Origin of the sequence: Sphaerothrix gracilis Ecp01 (genome assembly GCF_030405905.1) — a bacterium.
In the GTDB taxonomy this organism is placed as follows: domain Bacteria; phylum Cyanobacteriota; class Cyanobacteriia; order Phormidesmidales; family Phormidesmidaceae; genus Sphaerothrix; species Sphaerothrix gracilis.
The window spans coordinates 1-1,959 of sequence record NZ_JASATW010000098.1 but is presented as its reverse complement, the minus strand read 5'-3'; the positions used below and the strand labels follow the sequence as shown (position 1 = coordinate 1,959).

The following is a 1,959-nucleotide window of genomic DNA, read 5'->3' as shown; positions in this document are numbered from 1 at the left end:
TACACGCTGCGGCGACTGGGATAGCTACTCTCTCCCAGTTCAAAGGCTCGCATCTCTACCAGTTTCGCCACTTGCGATCGCTTCATTGCGCCCATCCCCCGATTCCCTTGGCGGTAAGTCTTAACAATGAATTCTTGCCACTCTGGCTCAAGCTTGAACTGCCCCGCATCTGAGCGCGATTGGCGTTTGAGACCCACTATGCCGCTCTCACGGTAGGAACACACGAGTCGTTTCAAGCTACGCACGCTTAGCCCTAGTTCCTGGGCAGCCTGGCTCTCCGCTTCCCGGTAGCTCTCTTGTCCGCGATGCAATTGCAAGCGCGATATCACCCTAAAGCGACGGTGCTCTTCAATACTCAGATCCTCGATCCGCCAGATCGCAATCGTCTCACACTCTTCACTTTTTTCGCAGTTCTCGCGTGCCTCGTTATCTGTCATCTGACAACTCTAAAAGCTGGTTTACTTAAACTGGTCTCTATCCCTCATACAGTAGGGGAAAGACTCCCTTGCTCAACCTCATTATTAATGCCACGCTATTTAGCATCACTTTAGTGCCACACTGTTTGACACTAACATCGCTATTCCCCACAAAACATAGCTTTGAGGTGTTTAGCTTCATATAACTGCGATCGCTAGCTCAATAAAAAAATTAAATATACGCTTTAATCTCAAAACTTTATAAATCAATCACTTCACCACTGTTATGACGTTTAACGTGGCACAAATACTCATAACATGTCAAATAACGTGGCACTCGACAAAATCCAAAAAACGTTGCTGGCACTGCGATCGCTGTGTTGCTTATACGCCTGTGTGTTGCCATGCTGTTGTTCTATACGCTGTAATGCGATCGCTTTTATACTTGCAAGCCCTCTTCTGTATTTGCTTTATTTCGTAAAAGCTCTGCTGTGTAAGCGTTTCAGCGTCTTTACTCGTGCGATCGCTTTTTTCCTCTGCGTTGAGACATGCATAAAGCTGTATGTATACATTCAACTTGTTTACTTTAAGCGTATGTTTTGAGTGTATATTTAGTGTGTACATACTGTGCCTTTCACTTGCATAGGAGACAGAGTGCGGGTGCTATCCTATCGGCTTCCTTGCGGATGCGATCGCGCTAAGCTCAGCGATTATTGCTCTGAACTGAGGAGGGCTTACAAGCATTCTTAGTGTGCTGCAGAACCCTGAGGCCATCCCTTCTTCGGACTCTGTGTCGAGCCCACAAAAGCGATCGCTGGCTGCTCTTACTCTACTTTGTATCAGTGCAAAACCCTCTCGGGCGATCGCTCTTTTGACTTGGAAACTATCATGCACGCGATCGCTGATAGTGGAGGCTGTTGTTGTTTCTTAGGAGCTTGGAGAACTCGAACTTTCTACTCGAACTTTCTATCAGCTTGGCATAGGCCGTTTCGTAGCATGATAGGCAAGAAAACTCCTCTCTGCCTCTATGAATACAGATAGCCCTGTCTCTGACAGCGTCATCGATCAAATGATCGACCTGCGATTGCAACTCGCTCAACTCGAACACAAAATTGATACCCTCAAGCCCGCTTTCTTTCATGCCTGCGCAGCTCAAAAGCTCACTCAGTGACAGACATGAACATGGAATCATTTGTCGTCGGCTTACGCCCGGCAAATGGGACTATCCTAGCGATATCCTGAAGCAGGAAAAACGCCTCAAGCTGCTTAAACAGCAATTTCAGCAAACCCATGAACCTACAGCTGGGCGTGAAGTTACCTGGTCTATTCGACTGACTCTTTAGCTCTAGTCTTAGCTCGGCAGCACCATTTTCATAAACAACAGCTCACAGCGATCGCATTGGCCTGTTTGCCAGTAGCTCGGCAGCTGGAAAGCACTTTGACATTGGGGACATTGGAAAAGCAACGGCCGTTGGTGCACTTGGCAGTTAGGCTCGTCGGCTAGCTGCCAAGTCAGTTTATGCCAAGGGGCCGTTTTATAGCA

The 1,959-nt window shown here is 47.6% G+C and carries 2 protein-coding genes; one reads left to right on the top strand and one right to left on the bottom strand.

What is annotated here, in order from left to right; translation table 11 throughout:
• The coding region (locus QJQ48_RS27890; RefSeq protein WP_346294463.1) for a helix-turn-helix domain-containing protein at positions 1–437 on the bottom strand (437 nt) is incomplete at its 3' end.
• 1,006 nt (positions 438–1,443) lie between these two features.
• Between QJQ48_RS27890 and QJQ48_RS27885 the strand changes: the two genes are divergently transcribed.
• Positions 1,444–1,587: a hypothetical protein gene (locus QJQ48_RS27885; RefSeq protein ID WP_346294462.1), complete on the top strand. Its 144-nt coding sequence runs from the start codon at positions 1,444–1,446 to the stop codon at positions 1,585–1,587.
• Positions 1,588–1,959: the final 372 nt, after the last annotated feature.

Coding starts and splice junctions, on each gene's coding strand:
- QJQ48_RS27885 (WP_346294462.1), top strand. CDS start 1,444: ATGAATACAGATAGCCCTGTCTCTGACAGCGTCATCGATCAAATGATC.